The following is a 21,497-nucleotide window of genomic DNA, read 5'->3' as shown; positions in this document are numbered from 1 at the left end:
AATGAAAAACTACACAAAACAATGGGTAACGGCTTCAATATATTTGATTTTTATTTCAATATCCCTCTTAGGTTGCAAACCTAAAAATGAAACCGGACCTGAACCGGAACAGAAGCCAAATATCCTTTTTGCCATTGCCGATGACCAATCCTTTCCTTATGCTTCCGCTTATGGGACCAGTGGTATAAAAACCCCTTCTTTTGATAAGGTCGCCCAAGATGGTATTTTATTTACAAACGCATTTGTTGCAGCGCCACAATGCAGCCCTTCAAGAGCTGCAATCCTAACTGGAAAAAATATTTGGCAAATTGAAGAAGCAGGTACACATGCAAGCTATTTTCCGAAAAAATATCCTGTGTTTACGGATTTATTGGCGAGTGTTGGTTATAGAATTGGTTTCACAGGAAAACCATGGGGACCAGGTAACTGGAAAGATGCCGGCTGGCTACAAAACCCTGTGGGACCGGAGTTCAATGATAAAAAGATGAGTTCTGTTCCAACAACTGGTATTCAATCGAAGGATTACTTTGGAAATTTTATAGCATTTTTTCAACAAAAGGAAAAAGAACAACCTTTCTTTTTTTGGTACGGTGGCCATGAACCACATCGAACTTATGAAGAAGGTTCAGGAGTAAAGGCCGGTAAAATTTTAGAGGAATCAGCTGTGCCAGCATTTCTTCCCGACCATGAATTAATTAAAAGTGATGTTGCCGATTATGCCCTAGAAATAGAATGGTTCGACACCCATTTGGGAAAAATGATACAGTTCTTGGAAGAGCAGGGGGAACTCGAAAATACGATTATTGTGGTGACTGCGGATAACGGTATGCCCTTCCCTTCCGCCAAGGCTAATTTACAGGAATACGGTACCCATGTACCGTTGGCCATTTGTTGGCCCTCTAAAATGAAAGGGAATAGGGTAGTGGAAGACTTGGTAGCGCTTATAGATTTAGCACCTACCTTTCTAGAACTTGCCAATGTTGAAGAGGTACCTGAAATGACAGGTAAAAGTCTTTCAAAACTATTGATTCCAAATTCGGACATTAAGCCCCAAACACATCGTAAATTTGTCTTGACGGGTCGTGAAAGACATACCCATGCCAGACCGGATAATTTAGGGTATCCTGCGCGCGCCATTCGCACTCAAAACTACCACTATGTGCGTAATTTTAAGCCTGATCTATGGCCTGCCGGTGATCCAGAACCTATAACCGCAAAAAACCAATTGCCATCCAAAGGCTTTAAGTCATTATCGCCTGGTTTTCATGACGTAGATGACTCCCCTTCAAAACTCTTTTTAATAGAGCAACAATCCAAGTATCCTACCCAATATAATTTGGCCTATGAGAAACGGCCTCCGGAACAATTATACGATATTAAAAAAGATCCAAGCTGTGTAAACAATGTTGCAGAAGTACCTTTCTACGCAGCGATAAGAAAGGAATTAAGAACGAAACTTGATACGGAACTAAACCGGCAAGGCGACCCAAGAGTTTTGGGTTATGGGGATATATTTGATAGTTACCCCCGTATTTCAACCATGCGCGAATTTGAAGGTTTTCACGAACGAGGGGAATATAATCCCGCCTATATTCAAAAGGGACAGGTAAAAATAAAATAAGAAAGAAGCCTGCTTTTTTTAAAATAATCTGCTATCTCGTGCCATGGACTAAATTATTGGGCGAATTACTATAATGTAGGTGAAAAAACTATAAGTGGAACACAATTCACTATGGGAGAACATTTTGTAAGGTAAAATCCGTTATTTTTAAACTTAGAACCAAAAAATAGCATTTTGAAAAAACTGAATAACCTATCCCGTTTATTACTTGTTTTTGTGTTGTTTACTATTTTGTCCTGCGAAGACAAGGCCGTGGACCAGAAAACAACGAAGCCAAATATAATTTTTATCATGTCCGATGACCATACTACACAGGGCTTTGGTATTTATGGAAGTAGATTGGCCGGTTTAAATCCGACCCCAAACTTGGACAAGATTGCCAAAGAGGGAATAATATTTGACAATTGTTTTGTAAATAATGCCATCTGTACGCCCAGTAGAGCGGCTATTATATCCGGACAGAATTCACAGGCCAACGGAGTATTGGATCTAGAGGGAGCTATTGGCCTGGAAAAACAATATCTGCCTAAAGAGATGAAGAAATTGGGGTATCAAACGGCCATAGTAGGTAAATGGCACTTGCATGATGAGCCTGCAGCTTTTGATTATTATAAGGTTTTACCAGGGCAGGGTAATTATTTTGATCCTGAATTTCTTGTAAGAGGCGAAAAATCTTGGCCCCAAAATTTGGTTCAGACCAAAGGCCATTCTTCGGACAACATCATGGATATTACCTTGGATTATTTAAAAAACGAAAGGGATCCCAACAAACCATTTTTCCTAATGCACCACTTTAAGGCTCCCCATGATGATTTTGAATATGCCCCCAGATATGAAGACTATTTGGCCGACACCTTTATCCCTGAACCAGAGAGCCTTTATGATAACGGAAACAACGGTTCCATTGCTACCAGAGGTAAGAACGATTCACTTACCAGGATCATCGGTTCTTCGGTTTCACACCGGAATCTGATACGTCATCAGGCCAACAATATATATTGGAACGATACCACTGTCTATAAAAAATATAGAAATGCAGGGGACATTGCCCCATCGGAATATGTAAAGTGGGAAATGTCAGGTGATGAAAAGGAATACACCAGTAAAGTCTATCAAGATTATTTAAAGAAATACCTGCGTTGCGTTAAGGGTGTAGATGACAATGTAAAGCGACTAATGGATTATTTGGAGCAGGAAGGATTGTTGGAAAATACCATTATTGTCTATACCGGGGACCAAGGATTTATGTTGGGAGAACACGATTATATAGACAAAAGGTGGATGTATGAAGAATCAATGCGGATGCCATTTTTTGTAAGATACCCCAAATCTATTGAAGCAGGAACCCGTACCGATGCCATTATCAACAATACGGATTTTGCACCAACATTAATTGAAATGGCAGGGGGGAAGACCCCAGATTACATGCAAGGGCATAGTTTTAAAACTATTTTGGAAACAGGGAAGGAACCCGATGATTGGCAAAAATCAACATATTATCGCTATTGGATGCATATGGCACACCGCCATCAAAATCCGGCCCACTTTGGAATTAGGACAAAAGAGTATAAATTAATATTTTTCTATGGGAAGTATTATGTGAATACCGATGATCCTAAGGCAACTTGGAACAAAGATAGCTGGGGCAACGATTTTGCCAATCACACCCCACCGGCATGGGAGTTTTATGACCTTAAAAAAGACCCCAAAGAAATGAACAATGCCTACGGGGAAGTTGCGTATAAGGATGTCATAGCCGATTTAAAGCAACAGTTAACAAAACAAAGGGAAGATTTAAACGAGACCGATGTCAACTATCCGCACATTCAAAAAGTAATCGACGCGCATTGGAACGATTAGAAATAGTTAAATTATTTAGAGGATAAGCATCAAATATGACCACACTCTAATTTATGGGTGCTGTGGCCTTTGAGCACTTCAATGGTTTGGGTACTTGTGTTTTGGGTCCTTTGCTTTACCATTCTAAAATGGGGAGTATTATATTACCCTACCAAGGGAAAAAATAATACATATATTCGTAAAAATAACCCTCATTATTCCCTAAATGCATCTTTTTCCATTAGAAAAGACTTATTACATGATTACTAAAAAACTATGTTTGTTGCTATTTGTATCAGTCAGCCTTAACTGCAACAAGACCAAAGTTGATCTAACCTTAAGCGCTCCCAATGGAAATATAGAAGTCCATCTTGTTGAGGACAAAGGAACACTCACCTATTCGATTCATAAAAATGGAAAAGCAACAATTTCAAGTACTATGCTTTCTATACTTCCAGGAAAAAAAGTGGCAATAACGACATCGACAATTAAAGAAAAGGAAAAAACTTGGCGACCAGTTTGGGGACAGTTCAGCGAAATCACCGACCATTATAACGAACTACAGTTGTCTTTGGATTACGAAGGTGTTCCAGCTACTTTGTTTGTTAGGGCATATGATGGCGGCTTTGCTTTTAGGTTTCAGATCGATAATGTACCTGAAAATGTAGAACCTTCTTTTTTAATCGAATATGGCCTTGCCGATGAAGACATGCTTTATATGCCGGCAGGGGAGAGTATGCCCAAAGGACCAATTGTTTTTGGAGATCTGGCCCAGATGGATTCAATTCCATACCATTGGCAGGTGCCTTTGGTCGTGGAGACGGGTCAAGGACAATTTATGTCGCTTCTTGAATCTGATCTGGTGAGTTCCCCGGGGTTTACAGTAATCAATTTTGATTACGATCAAGAAAGGAAAAAAATTAAAGCGAACAATGCCTTTACATCAAAAGAAAAAAAACTAATAACACCTTGGCGCTTGATTCTTTTGGTAGAAAATATTGGTGATCTACTAACCAATACGATACCTCTCAACGTAGCCGCACCTTTAGCCCTTGAAGACCCATCATGGATCAAACCGGGAAAAACGGTATGGGACTGGCGTGTACATGGGTATACAACAGCAGACGGGTTTACCTATGGAATTGATACGGAAAGCTACCTACGATTTATCGATTTCGCTTCAGAGAACGGTATTGAATACTTTTTAATAGATGATGCCTGGTATACTGATGTTTCAGAAGGGCATATAGAAATGTCGGATAAACTTGACCTGAAAAAGGTAATGCAATATGCCCAGGAAAAAGGGGTGTCCATACTGTTATATTATGACAGACGCGAAGGAAATTTTGGTGACGAGGCACTTTTTCCCTACTATCAAAAATTGGGTGCCAAAGGCATAAAATATGGCTTCATGGGAAGTAATGTTTCCTTTAGCAGGGATGCCATTCAGATGAGTGCAGAAAGTAGACTTTTAATCGATTTTCATGATAGTCCAGTTCCGTTTACGGGTGTTACGAGAACCTATCCCAATGCCATAACAAGGGAATATTGCCATGCCCAACAAGATTCTAGACGTGCCTTCACACCACAAGGTTTTATAAGAATGGCTTTGATAAATGCCTTGCAAGGGCCTTTGGATATGAACAATGGTTGTTTTGATATCACGGGCATTAATGCAGGTGAGAGGGAAAAAGGTCCAAAAGCACAAAACCTTTACACTACGGTTACGGCAGAAGCGGCCCGAACCTTGATTATCTTTAGCGGTCTAGTTTGTATTCCCGACGCACCGGAAGCCTATATCGAAAAAAGTGACCTTTTTGAGTTTATTAAAGAAATGCCCGTGGGAAAATGGGACGAAACTAAAATACTACATGCTAAAATGGATGCCTTTATTACAACAGCTAGGAGGCATGGTGAAACATGGTTTATAGGCTCTGTGTATAATGAACCGGGAGGTACACTTCCCATTACCTTGGATTTCTTGGAAGCGGGCAGGGAATATGATATCACCTATTATGAAGATACCCCTGAAACCCACTTCAAGACCAATCCCGAGGCCTATCAAGTTCGCAAAGGAAGGGTGAAGAAAGGGGATATGGTAAATGCTAAAATAGCCCCTGGCGGGGGACACTGTATGTGGATAAGACCAGTTTCTATAAAATAAACACTAATACTATGCAATTAAAGGTCTGTAGAATGTTAAAAATGAGTGTCTTGCAGGGCATTTGTCTTCTGGTTTTGATTTCCTGTGGAGACAAAAAAGAAACAGCTGAGCAGCCTAAAAAACCCAATATCCTTTTTATAGTGGTCGATGACCTAGGTTATGCAGATTTGAGCGTTATGGGCAGCAACTATTATGAGACCCCCAATATTGACCGATTGGCAAGGTCTGGAGCTATTTTTACCAATGGTTATGCCACCTGTGCCGTTTGTAGTCCGTCTAGGGCGAGTTTATTGAATGGGCAGTTTACGGCCAGACACGGGCTTACTCAATATGAGGGTGCCAAATCAGGACAGACTTGGAAGAATTTGAACCGGCACTCCAAATTGTTGCCCCCGGAGTACAAGCATCATTTAGATCAAAAAGATGTTACCCTGCCCGAGGTTCTGAAAGAAAATGGGTATACTACCTTTTTCGCTGGCAAGTGGCATTTGGGGAGTGAAGCAGACCATTCCCTTCCAACCGACCATGGGTTTGATATTAACCAAGGGGGGTATGAAAAGGGCGGTCCATATAGCGGAGGGTATTTTTCGCCTTTCAACAACCCACAAATGAAAGATTATCCAGAGGAGAAGGGAATTCCCCTTTCTATGAAGTTGGCCAAAGAAACATCGGCATTTATCCGGGAACAAAAGGATTCCACCTTTTTGGCTTATCTCTCTTTTTACGCGGTTCACTCTCCGATACAAACTACCAAGGCCAAATGGAAAAAGTATAGGGACAAGGCGGACAGTATGGGTATTGCTGAAAAAGGCTTTGAAATGGAGCGGGTACTGCCCGCTAGAAAGAATCAGGACAATCCTGTATATGCGGGGTTGATAGAACAAGTAGATGAAGCCGTTGGCAGTGTTTTACAAACACTGAAAGATCTTAATTTGGATAAAAATACAATAGTGGTCTTTACCTCGGACAATGGCGGTGTTACCTCCGGTGACAATTTTTCCACCAACCAGCTAAGTCTTCGTGGTGGTAAAGGTTATCAGTGGGAAGGTGGATTGCGCGTGCCATACTTTATTTATGTGCCTTGGATGTTGCAAGAGGGTACTAAAAGTGAAGTGCCGGTATCCGGTGCAGATCTGTTTCCTACGCTGTTGGATTTGGCAGATATTCCTCTTCGTCCCGAAAACCATGCAGACGGAATTAGTCTAGAACCACTTCTGAATGGAAATAGTATAGCAGAAAGACCCTTGTATTGGCACTATCCACATTACGGCAACCAAGGAGGGGAACCTGTTTCTATAATGCGGAAAGACAATTGGAAAATAATTCACTATTGGGAAGACGGCCATACGGAACTTTATGACCTGGATTCCGACCTGGGTGAAACCAATAATTTATCTGGCGAAAACGAAACAATGACGCTTGAAATGAAAAAAGAACTCATGGCTTGGTTGGAGTCCATGCATACCCAATATGCCGAAGTTGACAGCTCCTGGAACGAAGCCGCATGGAAACAGAAGCTAGACGACAATAAAACTAAATTGATGCCAAGGTTGGAGAAACAACGCAAAGAAATGTTATCGCCCAATTGGCAGCCCAATGAAGATTGGTGGGGAAGTGAAGTGAACCAAGGCAAATAAATTAAAAAGTAGTCCACAGCGTATAAAAAAAAAATGGAAAAAATGAAATCTCACTTAGTAGCAGTTATCGCATTAGCCTGTCTGATGTCTTCTTGTAATTTTTCAAAAAAATCAAAAGACACCCAGGGTACGATAAAAATTAAAACTGATTCCATCAGCTTTAGTTACCAAGAAATAAAAGGTATTGGTGTCGATTCGCTTTATAACAGAAGGGATAACAGCGACATCATCAAAGTAGGCAAAACCTACTACGTTTGGTATACTCGCATGAATAGTCCAGAAACAGCAGGTTACTGGGGTACTATATGGTATGCAACTTCAACGGATGAGGGCTATACTTGGAAAGAAGAGGGTATGGCACTTGGTTTGGGAGCTAAAGGCGAATTTGATAATCAATCCGTTTTCACCCCTAATATTTTAGTTTACGAGGGTAAATACTATCTGTATTATACGGGGGTAAAACCTACACCTGGCCATATGAGCAATGAGTTCGAGAATAATTCGGAAACGGATATTACGGCCATTGGTCTGGCGGTAGCAGATAGTCCAAATGGTCCGTTTGTAAGGGTAGAAAATAATCCTGTATTGGAGATTAGCAATGTAGCCAATGATTTCGACAGCTACCGAATAGATGATGCCAGCTTATTAAAGAAAGATGATAAAATATGGTTGTACTATAAAGGCCGATCCATAATCCATGGGAAATCCGGTCCAGGTAAAACACAAATGGGTGTGGCTTATGCCTATCGTCCAGAAGGACCCTATAAAAAAAATGAAGGCCCCATTTTAGATAAAAGTCATGAGGTACTCATTTGGAACCAGAACGGAGGGGTAGCTTCTTTGGCCTCTATCAACGCTTCGATAAACTTTGCATCCAATGGCAGGGACTTTGTGCCTTTACATACAAACCTTGCTGAAATTCCTACGGCGCCCGGTTTGTATCGTCCACATCTACAGGAGGAGCATGTTGTAGATGAAATACCAAGTTGGGGAATTTCACTGATTCAAAAAAAAGGGATAGCCTATTTAGTGAGATTTGAAATGGATTAACCTAAGGCATCCTAATTGAATGAAAGTACCCCGACGTACCCATAGAGCGGGAATGTGATGGAAATTTATAAATAGAATTGTACTCACTTCTTTCACATATTTTATTTAGTTAAACCGTTTAAATACATTGGGTCAATTCTACAGTGTTTATTGTTTTTTACAATTCCCAAAACAGCAGAATAGGTTAGCGCCTTTAGCCTAATCTTTTGTTAATCTTGATTAGATTGTTAATTTTTTAATACTTTTGCATTATATGAGGAAGCGTTTCCATAAAATATTAGCTGTTTCAATGGCATTTGTAGTTATGTTCACTACAATGTCGTTTACAATGGATATGCATTATTGTGGAGCGTCTTTGGTAGATTTATCATTCTTCAGCAGTGCCGATAGTTGCGGTATGGACAAAATAAAGTCCACACAAGATTGCGAAACTGAAATTACGACAAGTTCATGTTGTACAGAACAACAATTGGTCAAGGAAGCGAATCAGGACCTTAAGATTTCATTTGATAAACTCACATTAGAGCAGCAGACTTTTGTTGCCACTTTCCTATACTCATATATTAATCTTTTTGAGGACTTAGATGAAAACATCAAATCTTTCATTGATTATTCGCCGCCCTTTCTCGAGCGTGACGTACAGCAGCTGTACGAGTTATACTTAATTTGATTTTTAGACAGTTCCCGATAATCATCGGGATATAGCCCAGCGGACATTTCGCAATGGGCAGGTTTTGTTGTGTTCCAAATTCTGGACGCCTTTTTACACAAAAATGTATAACTGTCTAATTACCAAAATCCATGCTAAATAAAAGCATTAAATTTCTAATAGAAAACAAACTGGTTGCGGTTCTATTACTTACTCTTTTTATAGGCTGGGGTATAATAAATGCACCTTTTAATTGGGACACGGGCTTTTTACCCACAGACCCGGTTGCCGTAGACGCCATTCCCGATATTGGTGAAAATCAGCAAATAGTCTTCACCAAGTGGGAAGGACGTTCCCCACAGGATATCGAGGATCAAATTACTTATCCACTTACCTCCTCACTTTTGGGTATCCCAGGTGTCAAGACTATCAGGAGCTCATCTATGTTCGGATTTTCAAGCATCTACATCATTTTTGAAGAGGATATAGAATTCTATTGGTCCCGTAGTCGTATCCTTGAAAAACTAAATTCCTTGCCTAGCGGCCTGTTGCCTGATAATGTAAATCCTGCATTAGGTCCCGATGCTACTGGATTGGGCCAGATTTTTTGGTATACGCTGGAAGGTCGGGATAAAGAAGGCAATGTCACTGGGGGTTGGGATCTACAGGAATTGAGAAGTATTCAGGACTATTATGTAAAATATGCACTTTCTTCTGCGTCTGGTGTTTCAGAAGTGGCTTCTATTGGTGGGTATGTCAAAGAATATCAGGTAGATGTTGATCCTGAAATTATGCGCCAATATAATATAAACCTTAGCGATATTGTAAAAGCCGTTAAAAATTCCAATCAAGATATAGGTGCACAAACATTGGAAATTAATCAAGCAGAATACTTGGTACGCGGCCTCGGCTATGTAGAATCTATTGAGGATATAGAAAATGCAGTTGTTATTTCCGAAAACTTCACCTCCCTTCGCATTAAGGATTTGGGTAAAGTACATATGGGACCGGCACCTCGTCGTGGTATATTGGACAAAGAAGGAGCCGAAGTTGTTGGTGGGGTAGTAGTAGCTAGGTATGGTTCAAATCCCTTGGAAGTCATTAACAATGTAAAAAAGCAAATCGAGGAATTGGCCGCTGGCCTGCCTTCCAAGCTATTGGAAGATGGAAGAACTTCGCAAGTGACCATTGTACCCTTCTATGATAGAACAGAATTGATACACGAAACCTTGGATACACTGAATGAGGCGTTAACCTTGGAAATACTCATTACAATCCTAGTCATTATTGTAATGATATTCAATTTACGGGCTTCCATTCTTATTTCGGGTTTATTGCCTGTTGCCGTTTTAATGGTTTTTGTAACGATGAAGTTGTTTAACGTGGATGCCAACATCGTTGCCCTTTCCGGTATTGCCATAGCAATCGGTACTATGGTTGATGTGGGGGTGATTCTAGCCGAAAATATGATAAGGCATTTGGAAGATGAAAAATTGCGATATAGGGAAAACGGAACCGAATATACCATTAACGAAATTGTTTATAACGCTACTTCGGAAGTTTCCGGTGCCATTTTAACCGCTGTACTTACCACTATAATAAGTTTTATGCCCGTCTTTACCATGATAGGTGCAGAAGGGAAACTTTTCCGGCCTTTGGCATTTACAAAGACCATGGCACTTACGGCCTCCCTGATTATAGCCTTGTTTTTAATTCCCCCTTTTGCGGCAGTACTCTTTAAGAAAACCAACCTCAAAAGAAATTCCAAATATATTCTAAATGCCGTCCTGGTTGGGCTTGGCATCACGGCAATTTTTTATGGATATTGGCTGGGTCTAATTCTTATAGCTTTTGCCACAACCGCATTTTTGGGCATACATGGAAAAATTTCTTCCAAAAGGGGAAATTTGATTAATATTATTACATCAGTTATTGCCATTATACTCCTTCTTGCCGTCTATTGGAGACCACTAGGCTTTGACCGTAGCATCCCTATGAACCTGATTTTTGTTAGTATCATCTGTTTTGGTCTTTTGGGAACTTTTACGATTTTTAGAAATTATTATACCCGTATTCTACAATGGGCTTTGGCGAATAAATTGATCTTTCTTATCATTCCAACAACGGTTTTGATACTGGGATTTACCATCATGAAAAACACGGGCAAGGAATTTATGCCTGCCTTAAACGAAGGCTCATTTCTATTAATGCCCACTTCTTTGCCGCATGCAGGGGTAGAAGAAAATAAGCGCGTATTACAGCAGCTGGATATGGCTGTTGCGAGTATCCCAGAAATTAAAACAGTAGTAGGTAAATCTGGACGAACAGAATCGGCCTTGGACCCCGCACCGCTTTCCATGTACGAAAATGTAATACAATACAAATCCGAGTACATGCGCAATGCTGAAGGAAAACGCCAGCGTTATCAAGTAAACGAGGATGGTCTTTTTGTTTTGAAAAGTGGCAATTTTATTATTAATCCCAACAATGAAGTGGAGGATGATATTAACTATGAAGAGTCTCAACTGCAATCTACAGCGACAAGAGATGAATTAGTTCCAGACAATGATGGGGAATATTATCGAAATTGGCGGCCAAAAATTAATTCGCCAGACGATATCTGGAATGAAATCGTGAGGGTAACAAAATTTCCAGGTGTTACTTCCGCGCCAAAACTGCAACCTATAGAAACGCGTTTGGTGATGTTACAAACGGGGATGCGGGCACCAATGGGTATCAAGGTGAAAGGTCAGGATTTGAAAAAAATCGAAGCTTTTGGCCTTGAGCTGGAGAAAATTCTTAAACAGGTGGATGGGGTCAAGGAACAGGCCGTGTTTGCAGACCGTATTGTTGGTAAGCCCTATTTACTTATAGATATCGATCGTGATCAACTTGCGCGATATGGCATATCTGTAATGGACGTACAGGAAATTCTTCAGGTAGCGGTAGGAGGTATGCCCTTGACACAAACCGTTGAAGGCAGGGAACGATACGCTATAAGGGTACGTTATCCTCGGGAATTACGGGAAAATCCAACAGACCTTGAAAACATCTATGTCCCAGTTGAAAATGGTAGTCCAGTTCATTTGGGACAATTGGTAAATATTAGATACGAACAGGGGCCACAAGTCATCAAAAGTGAAGATACTTTTTTGGTAGGGTATGTATTGTTCGACAAAATTGATGGCTTCGCGGAAGTAAACGTTGTGGAAAATGCACAAGCTATTATCAAGGGAAAAATAGATAGCGGTGAACTAGTGGTTCCCAAGGGCATTAATTATCAATTTACAGGGACCTACGAAAACCAATTAAGGGCAGAAAAAACACTTTCTATTGTAGTTCCCTTGGCATTAATGATCATCTTTTTGATACTTTATTTTCAGTTTAGATCCGTGGCAACCTCCCTAATGGTATTTACTGGAATTACGGTTGCTTTTGCTGGTGGATTCATCATGATATGGCTCTATGGGCAAGACTGGTTTTTAAACTTTAGCTTTTTGGGAGAAAATCTAAGGGATCTTTTCAACATGAAAACTATCAATTTAAGTGTGGCCGTATGGGTTGGATTTATTGCGCTGTTCGGTATTGCTACAGATGATGGAGTAGTTATGGCCACTTACCTAACACAAACTTTTGACCGAGAAAATCCAACCGATATTAAGGGGATTCGAATTGCGGCTCTAGAAGCAGCGGAAAAGCGTATTAGACCCTGTTTAATGACAACTGTAACTACTATCCTTGCGCTCCTACCTGTAATGACCTCTACCGGAAAGGGTAGTGATATCATGATCCCAATGGCAATCCCCATATTCGGTGGGATGGTCATTGATGTTACCTCCTACTTTATTGTGCCGGTGCTGTATAGCTGGAAAAAAGAATTTCAATTAAAACGAGCAAGCAAATGAAAAATATAATATTCATCATCTGTCTTTTAATGGTTTCCACTTATGTGAAAGCACAGGATCTGCAAGCTTATATTCAGGAAGCGGAAACGAATAACCCACAGATACAGGCCTTTGATTTGAAATTCAACATAGCCAAAGAAAAGGTAAACGAAGTAAATACCCTCCCCAACACCTCGGTAAGTGCAGGCTATTTTCTAATTGAACCTGAAACACGTACAGGTGCGCAGCGCGCTAGGTTTTCTGTTTCACAAATGTTGCCATGGTTCGGGACCATAACGGCCCGTCAGAACTATGCTGTTTCCATGGCCAATGTGGATTATGTTGAAATAGTTATTGCCAAACGTAAATTGGCTCTTGCTGTTGCCCAATCCTATTACCAATTGTATGCCATTGGTAATAAGCAAAAGGTTTTGGACCAGAACATACAGTTACTGAAGACCTATGAGCGTCTGGCTTTGACCTCTGTGGAAGTGGGTAAGGCCTCGGCCGTTGATGTGCTGAAATTACAAATACGTCAAAATGAAATGCATCAACAAAGGGTGGTTTTGGAGCAAGATTATAATTCGGAAAAGACTAATTTCAATAATCTTTTAAATAGGAATGAGACCATATCTATTGATGTTATTACAGAATTGACCATTCCTCAGGAAGACCCAATTCATTTAGGGAATGGATTGGAACTTAACCCTGAGATTCTGAAATATAATGAAATGTATGAATCCATAGTTCAATCAGAATTGCTCAATAAAAAAGATGGTGCTCCCAACATTGGTTTTGGCCTGGATTACATTCCTATCCAGGAAAGACCGGACATGAGTTTTGATGATAATGGGAAGGATATTGTGATGCCCATGGTGAATTTCTCCATCCCTATTTTCAACAATCGGATTAAATCGATTTCCAAGCAGAACGAAATGCGTTTGAAGGAAACGGAATTGCAGAAAAACGAGCGCTTTAATCTTCTTCAAACGGCATTGGCAAAAGCAGAGTCGGGACGCAATGGGGCACGCATAAAATATGATACCCAACAGCTTAATTTAGGACAGGCCAAAAATGCTGAAGAAATCCTAATGAAAAACTATGAAACGGGTACCATTGATTTTAATGATGTGCTGGACATTCAGGAATTGCAACTAAAATTTGAAATGGCCACAATTGAATCCGTGCAAATGTATTATGTACAATCATCGGTGATCAATTATCTGATCAACTAAATATAAATAGTATCAATTTATAGAATCATTTAAGTAACCATAAACCAATAAATACAATTCCAGAAAATAACCTAGGATCGAATTGGCCACAATAGAATAATTATAGAGAAGAAAGAGTAAATGATAAGAATGGGTAATAACTATAATAAAATGAAAACATTTAAAACAAAGAATATACTAACAATGTGGATGGTCTTGCTAACGGCAATAAACCTTCAAGCTCAAACAGAACATTCCCCAAAACACAATAAGGCAAATGATCCTGTTCATGAATACACCATAACCATTCGACAGGAAATGGTAGACAAAGCAGGGAAGAGCGTTAAAGCGATGACGGTAAATGGAAGTATTCCTGGTCCAATATTGGAGTTCACAGAGGGTGAGTATGCTGTCATAAAAGTAAAAAATGAAATGTCGGTAGAGACTTCAGTCCATTGGCATGGTATTTTATTGCCCAATTTTTTCGACGGCGTACCTTATCTTACAACTCCACCTATAGAACCTGGAGAAACTTTTACCTATGAATTTCCCCTCAAGCAATCGGGCACCTATTGGTACCATTCGCATACCATGCTCCAAGAACAAAGCGGCGTATTTGGTTCGTTGGTAATTCATCCAAAGGAGAAAACATTGGATTATGACAATGAATTGGTACTAATGTTGTCTGACTGGACCAATGAAAAACCCATGAATGTTCTGCGAAATCTAAAACGTGGCAACGAATGGTATGGTATGAAAAAAGGTACTTCCACTCCCTTAAATAAGGTTATCGCCCGGAGAGCTTTAGGTGCTCAATTTAATTTCTGGAGACAGCGCATGGAAGGTGCAGATATAGCAGATGTTTACTATCCTGCTTTTTTGATTAATGGGCAACAATCTATAGAATATCCAGCGTTTAAACCAGGAGAAAAAATAAGGCTCCGTATTATTGATGGTGCTGCATCCACTTCGTTTTGGATGACTTTTGGGGGTAAAAAACCACTCCTTGTTTCAGCTGACGGGCTAGACGTTGTTCCAGTTGAAAAAAACAAAACATTTATAGGCGTGGCGGAAACCTATGACTTTATTGTAACTGTTCCTGAGAACGGGAAAATGGAATTTAGGATTACTGCTCAAGATGGATCTGGTCAAGCCTCGGCCTTTATAGGTTCTGGAAAGCCTATGCCGGCAATGAATATCCCAAAACCGGATAAAATCGAAATGATGCAAGAGATGGCAGAAATGGATATGAAAATGGGTGCTCACGCCTTAAAATTTCGACCCAATAAAGATGAACGCCATGAATTGATGAAGGAATACGGCATGCAGATGGAAGGGATGAAGATGAATGAAGAACCCATGAATATGCCAATGACTCCTGATTCCTTACATAAAAAGAAGGACCACTCTAAAATGGCAGAAGACAGTTTGGTCATGAATAAGGATTCCATTGCAAAAATGAATGAAGAAGAAATGGACCATTCCAAAATGGATCATTCCAGAATGGCTGCCGACGGTATAGCCATGAAGGAAGATTCCATATCAAAAATTGATGGGTCGGACATGAACCATTCCGCTATGGAGGGAATGGATATGCCCGGTATGAAAATGTTTTCTGAATACAATTACGATTATCTAAAATCGCCTGAAAAAACAACCTATGACTCTTCTGTACCCGTGAATGATGTTCTATTGAATCTCACAGGAAATATGAACCGTTATATATGGAGTATGAACGGAGTGCCCTTATCTGAAACGGATAAGATTAAAATTAAAAGCAACGAGGTAACTCGAATAACTTTTAACAACTTAACCATGATGCACCATCCTATGCACTTGCACGGACATTTTTTTAGAGTGCTTAATGAAAATGGTGATTACTCCCCTTTGAAGCACACGGTTAATGTACCTCCAATGCAAAAATTAACTATTGAATTTTATGGGGATGAAGTCGGTGACTGGTTTTTTCATTGTCATATTCTTTATCACATGATGGGTGGTATGGCGCGTATAATGAGCTATGATACACCAAGAAACCCAGAGATGGATGATTTTCCAGTTTCTAAACTTGTAGAAGAAACCAATATGTGGTATTCCTGGGGAATGATAGATGCAGCATCACATATGTCCGAATTCAATTTTGTCACTTCCAATATCAGGAATCAATTCAATATTATGGCCGAATATGGCTGGAATGAAAATTTAGAGGCCGAAATTACCTACGAGCGATACTTGCATGATTATCTCCGAATTTTTGGAGGGGTTAACATCGAAAATGAATTTGAGGACAGCTTGGATAAGCTAACTACCACTGCCATGGTTGGTCTTAGATATTTAACTCCCTATTTATTCAATTTAGATGTACGCATCGATAATAAATTGCGCCCCAGAATCTCATTAAGTCGTGAAATTCTTATTTTTCCTAGAACCGCTATTTTCGGCAGTTATGAATATCAGGCCGATTTTGGATGGGTATCTGATTTTCCAAATGCCATAGATTTTGAAAAGGAAATTACTTGGAATGTTGAACTGGAATACTTCCTTTCCAGAGACTTTTCACTTATGGGTAGCTATGATAATAGATTTGGTGCCGGTGGTGGGGTATCTCTTAGATTTTAAAATGAACATAATCCATAACAACAATTAAATTAATAATTAAAACAAGTAAACATGAAAAATTTAAAAGTAACAACAGGGATTCTAACAATTGCATTTGTAGCCCTATCAGCAATGTCATGTAAAGATGCTAAAAAAGAAAGCAATGAAGGCGACAGTCACCATACTGAAATGAGTGCTGATGGCGATCATTCAGAAATGAAACACAATAACGGCGATGGGCATCATGATGGTGATAAAAAAGAAATGGTGATGAGCGGAAAGCAAGATGGTAATTCAGAATTGGTGCTAAACGATTACTTTAATCTTAAAAATGCTTTAGTTGGAGATGCTAATGCAAAAGCTAAGGAATTGGGAGCATCAATGGCACAAAGGTTAAGAAATTTTAATATTTCAGCATATACTGAAGCTCAAAAATCCGAATTAAATGACATCATCGAAGATGCTGTTGAACACGCAGAACATATTTCAGAAAGTGAGATTGCTCACCAAAGAGAACATTTTAAAATTTTAAGTAAAGATGTTACTGATATGGTAGCTATTACAGGAACAAAAAATAAGCTATATGAGCAATTTTGCCCAATGTATGATGGTGGTTCTGCCTGGTTAAGTATGAGTGATGAGGTACTTAATCCTTATTATGGAAGTAAAATGTTGAACTGCGGTAAAGTACAGAAAGAAATTAACTAAGTGAAAATAATTAAAATTATAGTATTATTTGTTTTGGTAGCGTTTGTAGGCATACAGTTGGTGCCTACAACACGCAACCAGAGCGACTTTGTACCTGTAACCGACTTTATGTTGGTTACCGATGTTCCAAAAGCAATTAGTGAAAAGTTACAAATTTCATGTTATGATTGCCATAGTAATAATACCCAATACCCTTGGTACAATAAAATTCAACCCGTAGCTTGGCTTTTAGAAAATCATATTAAAGAAGGCAAGACAGAGTTAAACTTTAGTGAATGGGACTCCTTATCTAACCGAAGGAAATCAAGTAAACTTCGGTCTATTATCAAACAGATAGAAAGTGACGAAATGCCGCTTGATTCCTATACAATGATTCATAAAGACTCGAAATTATCTGAAAAAGATAAAACAGAAATCATACAGTGGATAAGGCAATTAAAGACCAGTCTATAAAATGAAGGAAACTATCTATATAAAAAACATGGTTTGTAACCGTTGCATAGCTTCGGTCTTGTCCATTTTTAATGCCGAAGATTATATTGTTGAGTCGGTGGAATTAGGAAAAGTAGTTGCTAATAAAGGACCAGAAAGTAAGGTTGAAAGTCTAAATAATGCACTTGCTAAAATAGGTTTTGAAATCATTGAAAATGAAACAGATACTTTAGTAGAACTAATAAAAGTGAAACTTATTCATAAAATTGAATTAGGTGATACAGCGGATTTGTTCAAAATTTTGGCAGTAGAATTAGGTAAAACAGAAACAGCAATAAGTAAACTATTTAGCAGACATGAGGGAGTTACCTTAGAAAAATACACCATCAACCTGAAAATCGAAAAAGTGAAAGAATTTATACAATTAGGACAATTAAATTTTTCTGAAATAGCCTATAGTCTTAATTATAAAAATAGTAGTCATTTGTCCAAACAATTTAAAAGCAGCACCGGCATGTCTATGTCTGAATATAAAAGCCTCCAAGATTGGGATAGGAAACCATTAGACGGAATTGTATAAAAATGAATCAGGATTGTAAAGAAGAAACATACAACAGCGGGTTAATTTTGATATATAAAATTAAATAATTATGAAACACAGCTATCACATACACGGAATGACTTGTAACGGATGTAGAAGTCACGTTGAAGAAACACTTTCTAAAATTGCAGGTGTTTCAAAAGTAACTGTCAATTTAGAAAAGGCAGAAGCTACAATTGAAATGGAAACACATATTCCTATTGAAACCTTTCAAGCTGCTTTAAAAAATGATGGCGGGCGATACAGCATCCATAAACTAGGAGAGCATCACCATAACGAAGAAAAAAAGGAAGAAAAACCTAAAGGAAAAGGAACGGGGACATTCTATTGTCCAATGCATTGTGAGGGTGACAAGACCTATGACCAAGCGGGCGACTGTCCTGTGTGTGGTATGGATCTCGTAGAGGAGCAGAAACTAACTACAAATTCGGGAACCCAGTTTACTTGTCCTATGCATCCTGAAATTATTAGTGATGAACCTGGGAGCTGCCCGATTTGCGGGATGGATTTGGTTCCCATGGCAGCCGACATATCCGCCGAGGAAAAGTCGTATAAAAAATTATTGAAGAAGTTCTGGATCGCAACTGTATTTACGCTTCCCATATTCTTAATTGCTATGGGAGAAATGTGGCACAATAATCCACTATACGATATTCTGGAGATGAAATATTGGAACTGGATACAGTTCGCCTTATCCTTACCGGTGGTTTTTTACGCCACTTGGATGTTTTTTGAAAGGGCATATAGAAGTATCAATACATGGAATCTAAATATGTTTACTCTCATTGGCATAGGTGCCGGCGTAGCCTGGCTGTTCAGTGTATTTGGAATGCTGGTCCCTGATTTTTTTCCAGAGCAATTTAAGACAGGGGCAGGTACGGTACATGTTTACTTTGAAGCCGCTACAGTTATCCTTACCCTAGTTTTAATGGGACAGATGTTGGAAGCCCGTGCCCATAGCAAGACAAATTCGGCCGTAAAGGAACTTTTGAAACTTGCTCCCAACAAGGCCATTAAAGTTGTTGATGGGGAAGAGCAAGAAGTTTCCATTGATAAAATACAAATAGGGGATATCCTTAGAGTGAAACCAGGGGATAAAATACCTGTTGACGGAATGATTGCTGAGGGACAAACTTCCATTGATGAATCCATGATTACCGGGGAACCAATTCCCGTCAATAAAGTGGAAGGAGATAAGATCAGTAGTGGAACCATTAACGGTAATCAATCTTTTTTAATGAAAGCCCAAAAAGTGGGTTCGGATACTTTATTATCACAAATAATACAAATGGTTAACAATGCCAGTAGAAGTCGGGCACCTATACAAAAATTGGCCGATACCGTTTCTGGGTATTTTGTACCTATAGTTGTTATAATTGCCCTTATCACTTTTGTAGCCTGGGCTATATGGGGTCCAGAACCCGCCTATGTTTATGCTTTAGTAAATGCAATTGCCGTTCTAATAATTGCATGTCCCTGTGCTTTGGGCTTGGCCACACCAATGTCCGTAATGGTAGGTGTTGGTAAAGGTGCCCAAAACGGAGTGCTCATAAAGAATGCCGAAGCCCTGGAAAAAATGGACAAGGTAGATGTTCTTATTGTAGACAAAACAGGAACCATCACAGAAGGAAAGCCTACTGTTGAAAAAGTAGGTGCCTTTGGAGATTCGCTTTCCGAGAAAGAGGTGCTTCAATACATCGTTTCACTAAATAGTCTTAGTGAACACCCACTTGCCGAAGCCACAGTAAAGTATGGTAAGGAGCAGAAAACTGAATTTCTTAAAGCAGATAGTTTCAATGCCATTACCGGCAAGGGAGTGGAAGGAAATGTAAACGGCAAAAATACGGCACTTGGTAATGAAAAAATGATGGAAAAAGCCAATGCCAAACTATCGACTGAAATGGTGAACGAAGTGCAGACCTTTCAAAAGCAGGGTAAAACAGTGTCGTATCTATCCATAGAAGGAGAAACCGTTGGTTTTGTGGTCATAAGTGATAAAATAAAAGCAACCAGTGCCAAAGCCATAAAAGAATTACAGGATAGGGGCATAGCGGTTATTATGCTTACCGGAGATAACCACGACACAGCACAAGCGGTAGCCAGTGAGCTAAAATTAACCGACTTTAAGGCCGGGATGCTTCCTGAAAATAAAATGCATGAAGTAGAGAAATTACAAAAACAAGGTAAGGTAGTGGCCATGGCGGGCGATGGTATTAATGATGCCCCTGCCTTGGCCAAAAGTGATGTAGGTATTGCCATGGGAACAGGCACGGACGTGGCCATTGAAAGTGCTGCCATTACATTGGTACAGGGAGATTTACATGGAATTGTAAAGGCCCGTAACCTAAGTGATGTCGTAATGAAGAATATTAAGCAAAACTTATTCTTTGCCCTTATTTATAACACTTTGGGAATCCCTATTGCGGCCGGCTTACTATATCCATTCTTTGGAATTCTTCTTTCTCCCATGATAGCGGCATTGGCCATGAGCTTTAGCTCAGTTTCGGTAATTGCAAATGCACTGCGGTTAAGGACTAAATCTATTTCATAAATAATATTAATTATTAGAAAAAAATTGAAAGGTGAATTTAATTATTAATCTTAAAATCTATAACAATGGAAAATAAAGACAGGAATGGTGATAACCATTACACAAAATTTGTTTTAATGTTGGCTGCATCATTTGTAGCTATGTACCTTACAATGTATTTAAACTCCTACCAAATAGATCATGTATATTTTAGTCTTACACGGTTCTATATGAGCTGTTTAGGCATTTCTGCAATGGCTATAATTATGTTTGTTGCCATGCGCAGTATGTACAGGAATAATAAGAAAAACATAGCCATTGTACTGGGGAGTATAGTGCTTTTTACCACAGCACTGACGTTGGTAAGAGCCCAAGCACCCATAATTGGAGATGTACTTTGGATGAAAGCCATGATACCCCATCATTCCATAGCCATTTTAACAAGTGAGCGGACAAATATTGAGGATCCTGAAGTCAAAAAATTGGCCGAAAACATCATCAAAGCTCAGAAAAAGGAAATTGAAGAAATGAAGACAATGATCAACAGATTGGAAAAAAATAAATAAAACC

At 39.4% G+C, this 21,497-nt stretch carries 14 protein-coding genes; all 14 read left to right on the top strand.

Annotated features, from left to right (window positions below; genetic code table 11):
• Position 1: 1 nt before the first annotated feature.
• The 14 genes from CWD90_RS05125 to CWD90_RS05060 all read left to right on the top strand — a co-directional run bounded on the left by CWD90_RS05125 (position 2) and on the right by CWD90_RS05060 (position 21,493).
• Complete coding sequence (locus CWD90_RS05125) at positions 2–1,621, top strand: sulfatase family protein (protein ID WP_103474861.1); 1,620 nt, start codon at positions 2–4, stop codon at positions 1,619–1,621.
• A gap of 291 nt (positions 1,622–1,912) precedes the next feature.
• On the top strand, positions 1,913–3,481 hold the full coding sequence (locus CWD90_RS05120) for a sulfatase family protein (protein ID WP_239986471.1): 1,569 nt from the start codon (positions 1,913–1,915) through the stop codon (positions 3,479–3,481).
• A 238-nt stretch (positions 3,482–3,719) separates the two neighbouring features.
• The gene (locus CWD90_RS05115; protein ID WP_103474860.1) at positions 3,720–5,624 is read left to right on the top strand and encodes a glycoside hydrolase family 97 protein; all 1,905 of its coding nucleotides are present in this window, start codon (positions 3,720–3,722) and stop codon (positions 5,622–5,624) included.
• Between the two features lie 41 nt (positions 5,625–5,665).
• Positions 5,666–7,261 (top strand): sulfatase, encoded by a 1,596-nt coding sequence (locus CWD90_RS05110; protein WP_103474948.1) that lies wholly within the window; start codon positions 5,666–5,668, stop codon positions 7,259–7,261.
• 42 nt (positions 7,262–7,303) lie between these two features.
• A complete protein-coding gene (locus tag CWD90_RS05105; RefSeq protein WP_157941160.1) occupies positions 7,304–8,311 on the top strand; it encodes a family 43 glycosylhydrolase in 1,008 nt (335 codons plus the stop codon).
• A 253-nt stretch (positions 8,312–8,564) separates the two neighbouring features.
• Positions 8,565–8,981: an HYC_CC_PP family protein gene (locus CWD90_RS23765; protein ID WP_103474858.1), complete on the top strand. Its 417-nt coding sequence runs from the start codon at positions 8,565–8,567 to the stop codon at positions 8,979–8,981.
• A gap of 131 nt (positions 8,982–9,112) precedes the next feature.
• Positions 9,113–12,865, top strand: a complete 3,753-nt coding sequence (locus CWD90_RS05095) for an efflux RND transporter permease subunit (protein ID WP_103474857.1) — start codon at positions 9,113–9,115, stop codon at positions 12,863–12,865.
• Complete coding sequence (locus CWD90_RS05090; RefSeq protein ID WP_103474856.1) at positions 12,862–14,079, top strand: TolC family protein; 1,218 nt, start codon at positions 12,862–12,864, stop codon at positions 14,077–14,079. The genes CWD90_RS05095 and CWD90_RS05090 overlap by 4 nt, the downstream gene beginning before the upstream one ends.
• Positions 14,080–14,229: 150 nt before the next feature.
• On the top strand, positions 14,230–16,677 hold the full coding sequence (locus CWD90_RS05085) for a multicopper oxidase domain-containing protein (protein WP_103474947.1): 2,448 nt from the start codon (positions 14,230–14,232) through the stop codon (positions 16,675–16,677).
• A gap of 51 nt (positions 16,678–16,728) precedes the next feature.
• Entirely contained in the window at positions 16,729–17,364 is a 636-nt protein-coding gene (locus CWD90_RS05080; protein ID WP_103474855.1) for a DUF3347 domain-containing protein, read from the top strand.
• Positions 17,365–17,817 carry a heme-binding domain-containing protein gene (locus tag CWD90_RS05075; protein ID WP_103474854.1) on the top strand — a complete coding sequence of 151 codons (453 nt, stop codon included), beginning with the start codon at positions 17,365–17,367 and terminating at the stop codon, positions 17,815–17,817.
• Position 17,818: 1 nt separating this feature from the next.
• Entirely contained in the window at positions 17,819–18,376 is a 558-nt protein-coding gene (locus CWD90_RS05070) for a helix-turn-helix domain-containing protein (RefSeq protein ID WP_103474853.1), read from the top strand.
• A 70-nt stretch (positions 18,377–18,446) separates the two neighbouring features.
• Positions 18,447–20,948 (top strand): heavy metal translocating P-type ATPase, encoded by a 2,502-nt coding sequence (locus tag CWD90_RS05065; RefSeq protein ID WP_103474852.1) that lies wholly within the window; start codon positions 18,447–18,449, stop codon positions 20,946–20,948.
• Positions 20,949–21,013: 65 nt separating this feature from the next.
• Positions 21,014–21,493 (top strand): DUF305 domain-containing protein, encoded by a 480-nt coding sequence (locus CWD90_RS05060; protein WP_103474851.1) that lies wholly within the window; start codon positions 21,014–21,016, stop codon positions 21,491–21,493.
• Positions 21,494–21,497 lie beyond the last annotated feature (4 nt).

Source organism: Arenibacter catalasegens (assembly GCF_002909235.1).
GTDB classification, from domain to species: domain Bacteria; phylum Bacteroidota; class Bacteroidia; order Flavobacteriales; family Flavobacteriaceae; genus Arenibacter; species Arenibacter catalasegens.
The sequence above is the reverse complement of the archived record's forward strand: the minus strand, read 5'-3'. Positions and strand labels throughout refer to the sequence as shown.

Coding starts and splice junctions, on each gene's coding strand:
- CWD90_RS05090 (WP_103474856.1), top strand. CDS start 12,862: ATGAAAAATATAATATTCATCATCTGTCTTTTAATGGTTTCCACTTAT.
- CWD90_RS05065 (WP_103474852.1), top strand. CDS start 18,447: ATGAAACACAGCTATCACATACACGGAATGACTTGTAACGGATGTAGA.
- CWD90_RS23765 (WP_103474858.1), top strand. CDS start 8,565: ATGAGGAAGCGTTTCCATAAAATATTAGCTGTTTCAATGGCATTTGTA.
- CWD90_RS05125 (WP_103474861.1), top strand. CDS start 2: ATGAAAAACTACACAAAACAATGGGTAACGGCTTCAATATATTTGATT.
- CWD90_RS05060 (WP_103474851.1), top strand. CDS start 21,014: ATGGAAAATAAAGACAGGAATGGTGATAACCATTACACAAAATTTGTT.
- CWD90_RS05080 (WP_103474855.1), top strand. CDS start 16,729: ATGAAAAATTTAAAAGTAACAACAGGGATTCTAACAATTGCATTTGTA.
- CWD90_RS05095 (WP_103474857.1), top strand. CDS start 9,113: ATGCTAAATAAAAGCATTAAATTTCTAATAGAAAACAAACTGGTTGCG.
- CWD90_RS05085 (WP_103474947.1), top strand. CDS start 14,230: ATGAAAACATTTAAAACAAAGAATATACTAACAATGTGGATGGTCTTG.
- CWD90_RS05070 (WP_103474853.1), top strand. CDS start 17,819: ATGAAGGAAACTATCTATATAAAAAACATGGTTTGTAACCGTTGCATA.
- CWD90_RS05110 (WP_103474948.1), top strand. CDS start 5,666: ATGAGTGTCTTGCAGGGCATTTGTCTTCTGGTTTTGATTTCCTGTGGA.
- CWD90_RS05120 (WP_239986471.1), top strand. CDS start 1,913: ATGTCCGATGACCATACTACACAGGGCTTTGGTATTTATGGAAGTAGA.
- CWD90_RS05105 (WP_157941160.1), top strand. CDS start 7,304: ATGAAATCTCACTTAGTAGCAGTTATCGCATTAGCCTGTCTGATGTCT.
- CWD90_RS05115 (WP_103474860.1), top strand. CDS start 3,720: ATGATTACTAAAAAACTATGTTTGTTGCTATTTGTATCAGTCAGCCTT.